The organism is Cytophaga sp., from assembly GCF_051961495.1.
Taxonomy (GTDB): Bacteria; Bacteroidota; Bacteroidia; order Cytophagales; family Cytophagaceae; genus Cytophaga.
In genome coordinates, this window is sequence record NZ_JBQCDF010000026.1 from 1 (window position 1) to 4,385 (window position 4,385).

The 4,385-nt window shown below is 46.3% G+C and carries 3 protein-coding genes; 1 reads left to right on the forward strand and 2 read right to left on the reverse strand.

From position 1 onward, the window contains the following. Positions 1 to 215: 215 nt before the first annotated feature. A complete protein-coding gene (locus tag ACTHJT_RS01475; protein WP_440235856.1) occupies positions 216 to 2,195 on the reverse strand; it encodes a PAS domain-containing sensor histidine kinase in 1,980 nt (659 codons plus the stop codon). Between the two features lie 447 nt (positions 2,196 to 2,642). Here ACTHJT_RS01475 and ACTHJT_RS01480 point away from each other — a divergent pair, with 447 nt between their 5' ends. Beyond that, entirely contained in the window at positions 2,643 to 3,107 is a 465-nt protein-coding gene (locus ACTHJT_RS01480) for an SRPBCC domain-containing protein (RefSeq protein WP_440235857.1), read from the forward strand. A gap of 512 nt (positions 3,108 to 3,619) precedes the next feature. On the opposite strand, the gene ACTHJT_RS01485 is transcribed toward ACTHJT_RS01480, so the two are convergent. Further along, complete coding sequence (locus tag ACTHJT_RS01485; protein WP_440235858.1) at positions 3,620 to 4,123, reverse strand: hypothetical protein; 504 nt, start codon at positions 4,121 to 4,123, stop codon at positions 3,620 to 3,622. Positions 4,124 to 4,385 lie beyond the last annotated feature (262 nt).

A 4,385-nucleotide genomic window follows, 5' to 3' on the forward strand; every position in this document is an offset into this window, starting at 1 on the left:
AAGACTACAAAATTAATGTCACCATCCGCCGCGGCGGACCGCTTCGCTAAGACTGGCGCCAGTAAGCGAGGGGCACAAGCAAATGCTTGCGCCAGCGGGGCCACTGGCGCCAGTAAGTGGGGAAATACGGAAGGCACAAGCAAATGCTTGCGCCAGCGAGAGATCGATAGGGCACAAGCGAATGCTTGCGCGAGCTCCGGCGGAGCGCGTAAGATTTATAACGGAAGGTATATATGGAAGCTTGTGCCTTTTCCAACTTCGCTTTCCACATCAATGTGTCCGCGGTGGTTTTCTACAACTTTCTTACATACGGCAAGGCCGATACCGGTACCCGTGAACTTAGGATTGGCATTCCCCCGCGTAAAAATTGTAAAAACTTTTTCAAACAAATGTGTTGAAAATCCTATGCCGTTGTCTTTAAAAATAAGATGTATGTATTGCATGGACGGATCAATCAGTTCCCCGCCGCTGATAGCGCTGCCAGGTATTTCAGCACATTCAACCGAAACAACAGGTGTGGCTTCATTGAACTTTAACGCGTTGCTCAGCAGATTTAAAAACAACTGATAGAGCTGCGAAGGAACCCCGTATATAACAGGCAAGGCAGGCAGATGGATGACGGCATCTTTTTCTTTGATTATCAGTTCGCAGTCGGTAATGACATTCGCGAATATGGCAGAGAGGTCAACCGTTTCAAAAGAAAGCTCCGGCGCGGAGAGGCGTGAATAATTGAGCAGTTCTTTTACCAGGGCAGACATGCGTTCTGAAGCGGCATTGATCCTGGAAAGATATTTTTTAAGGAACTCCACATCGTGAATGTTTTCCAGAATGAGGTCGCTGAAGATCCGGATCTTCCGCAAAGGCTCCTGCAAATCATGGCTGGCAATATAGGCAAACTGCTCGAGGTCGTGGTTGGAGCGGCTCAGGTTGTAGTTCGCATTGCGAAGGTCAACCGTACGCTGGTCTACCCGCTCTTCCAGCTCATTGCTTAGCTGCCGGTATTTTTTTTCTGATTCCTGCAGGGATTTCTGGGCCGCAAGTTCCTGCCGCATATCCCGCATCACCGCGCCAAAGGCCAGTACTTCCCCGGTTACCGGATCATCAATGCGCACCGTGTTGTTGTACACGGGAATGATTTCTCCCGTCTTTAAATTCCGCACATTCATTTGCCCCGACCATCTGCCCTTGCTTTGCAGCGAAGTGATCACGTGCGCGCTTACTTTTTCATAATCTTCTTTTAAGTGCAGCTCCGATATAGGCGTGGTGAGCACCTGTTCCATGGTATCAAAGCCCAGCAGCTCCATGCCCGCTTTGTTGATGTAGGAGTTGATGTTGTTTGTTCCCAGCAGCGACATCAGCTCAATGCTGTTGTCTACCAGGCGCAGCAATTTCTGCTGTTCATCCCTGAGCCGGTGTTCTTCTGTAACATCCTGCGCGGTGCCTACAAAACGATAAGCAACATCCCCGTTAAAATATCCTTTGCCTTTGTTCCTGATCCAGCGCACCTTGCCATCTGCGCTGCCAACCCTGTATTCGAGCGTATAATCTGCGCGCTGCAGCGGATCCAGAGCAGCGCTTACAGCGGCTGTCACCTTGGGGTGATCCTTTTCATTTACATACTTCCAGAAATCAAGCGGGGCTATGTGTTCATGCGGCGGCATGCCGAACAGCTCGCGGCAGCGGGCATCCAGCTCAACGGTATCATCCAGCAGGTTGAAGTCCCAGGTACCAAAGCACCCGGCATCGAGGGCAAGACTTTTCTGCTTCTCGGCCTCTTCCAGTTTCTTACGTGTCTGTACAGACTGCGTGATATCATTTGCCAGGCACATGATACCGTTGATATCGCCCTGCTCATTGCGCAGGGGCTCAAAGGTAAGGCTGAAGTAAAAGGTATCCGGCTTGCCGGCATCTGTCAGCTCCGCGGCTACCTCGCTGATGGCAGCACGATTGCCGTGGGTGTAAACACCGTCCAGTATTGCTTTCAGCGACTGCCGGTCCTCTTCCTTAAAAACAGTCAGGGCAGGCTTTTCAATCACATCTGCCGCAGTCAGGTTCCAATACCGGAGCATGGCTTCATTCGCCAGTTCAATGATGTAATCCCGCCCGCGGTAAATAGCCATGCCTATAGGCATTTGTGAAAGCATGTTGGACAGGTTAAGCTGAGCGGTAATGCGTGCAGGATCGGTAAAACTCATAATCTTTATTTCAGACAAAATTATATGGAAAAGTTAAACCTTGTTGCCATTGAGGGATAAGAGCAGAAATATGATTCAAGATATAAAATAGCAACGGGATTGCAAAAAAGATAGTGGTCAGTAGACAATGGACAGTAGTCAGTGGTCAGCAGCCACCCTGGCCCACCCTGGCGCCAGTCTTTGACTGGTGCCCGTTAACATTTCACTCCCCTGGTCTTCAGTTCGCGGAAGTGAAGATATGTATCATTCCGTAGTCTTTTTCGCCGCGGCGAATACGCTTTCAAACCAGTCAATCCGCCGCGGTGGACCGCTTCGCTAAGACTGGCGCCAGTAAGGCGGGACGGCACAAGCAAATGCTTGCGCCAGCGGGGCCAACCATCCGGAGTGGCTCAACCGGTGCCATGGGGAACAGGCAAAAAATTCGTTATCTTAAATAGAAAATCAGCTATGGAACGTAAAACAAAAAATGTAAAACGCATACCCGCCACCAAACAGGAAATTTACCGGGCCCTCACCGATCCCAAAGCGATTGAGACCTGGATGGTACCCAGCGAAATGACCGGCAAGGTACATCACTTTGATTTACGGGTTGGCGGCGGCTATGAGATGTCGTTATTCTATCCGGATGCTGCTGAAAAACCGCAAGGCAAGACAGGCCCGCATGAAGACCGGTATACGGCAAAATTTGTTGAACTGAAACCGTTTGACAGAATTGTGCAGACATGCATTTTCCATTCACCTGATCCGGACTTCAGCGGGGAAATGACCATGATTATAGATCTTGCAACGGTTGACAACGATACCGAAGTGACAATAGCGTTTGAAAATATTCCTGCCGGAATTTCATTAAAAGACAACGAAGACGGCACAGCATCTTCGCTGGAGAAACTGGCCGCGTATGTCACAAAGTAATTTTGAAAGGGGAAAGTTTCGACTGGTGCCTGGCATCTATCACCATGGCCTGTGGCTCCGCGGCGGCGGACAGACCGCCACATCTGGCCACATCTGGCGCCAGTCTTTGACTGGTGCCTTGCATCTATTGCAATCTCTGACTGCGCCAACTTATTCTCTCCTGCATGTATAACCGCAACATGTGTTTACTATGATGGGAAACCCACAAGTTTATGCTGAAAAGATGTAATACAAACCCCGCTGGCATGTACGATCTTTACATCAGTTAGATCAATAAGGGGAGGCTTTTGAAAAACTAAAGCCTGAGAACACCAAACCCTTGAACTTGATGCGGACCATACCGACGTAAGAACTATTGATCCAACTTGCCTTTCGTACTTAGTATGAAAGGCTTTTTTTTTCAGAATAGTTTATACAGAAGTGGACTGTTACGCTCTGACGCCAGTCTTTGGCGGTGCCAGAGCGCGATTGCCGACAGCAAGGACACATCTACTTGCTAATAACTATTGTATTTATAATGCTTTCAGCCTCGGTTTTTTTTCATCAAAAATTTCTTTATCACTTGCAATTATAAAAATGGCAATAGGGTTTTCACCATTATCCAATATATAGGCTTTCGATATCACACCATTTTGTGAAGGCATGTCAAGCGCGTAAGCATTGTAGTTATTTACTTTGACACTTTGTTTATTTTGTCCATGAATGGCAGGAATAACCTGATTGTCTACGAATGCATCAAACGTCTTATCCGTATTTACGTTAAATGCCGCATTGATAATAATTTTTGAATTCGAGGAATCGTTTTTAGAAAAGGTAAGCAAATGACCCGTTACAATTTCTGTTTGTGCCTGATCATTCTGAATCCAGTAAGCAGGATGCTTGAATTTAATCTTAGCCGCACCTATGCCCGAAATGTTCTTTCTTTCAAATGTTACCCAATCAGCCGGGATCTCATTGTACTGAACTTCGCAACTAAAAAAGGTTATAATAATAAATGTAAAAATAATTTTCTTCATAGGATCCTGGTTTATGTTGTTTCGTTTTTAATCTTTTCTCTTTAATTCAATTAGCTGTTGCGGAATAATTATAACGCTACCTTTTAAAATACCTACTTCATTTTCATCTACCATATTGCAAATATTTATTAAAAAAATATTCGTCAGCGACAACTTCGTACAAACCATATATATATATACCTTCAGGGGCTCTTCCTCCAGTAGTTGAAAAGATAAAAAAATATGTTTTATCTTTTATAATTTTTATAATCAGCTCTAATGG

Excerpts from the sequence above, each read along its gene's own strand:
- ACTHJT_RS01475 (WP_440235856.1), bottom strand. The coding sequence starts at position 2,195 with ATGAGTTTTACCGATCCTGCACGCATTACCGCTCAGCTTAACCTGTCC.
- ACTHJT_RS01480 (WP_440235857.1), top strand. The coding sequence starts at position 2,643 with ATGGAACGTAAAACAAAAAATGTAAAACGCATACCCGCCACCAAACAG.
- ACTHJT_RS01485 (WP_440235858.1), bottom strand. The coding sequence starts at position 4,123 with ATGAAGAAAATTATTTTTACATTTATTATTATAACCTTTTTTAGTTGC.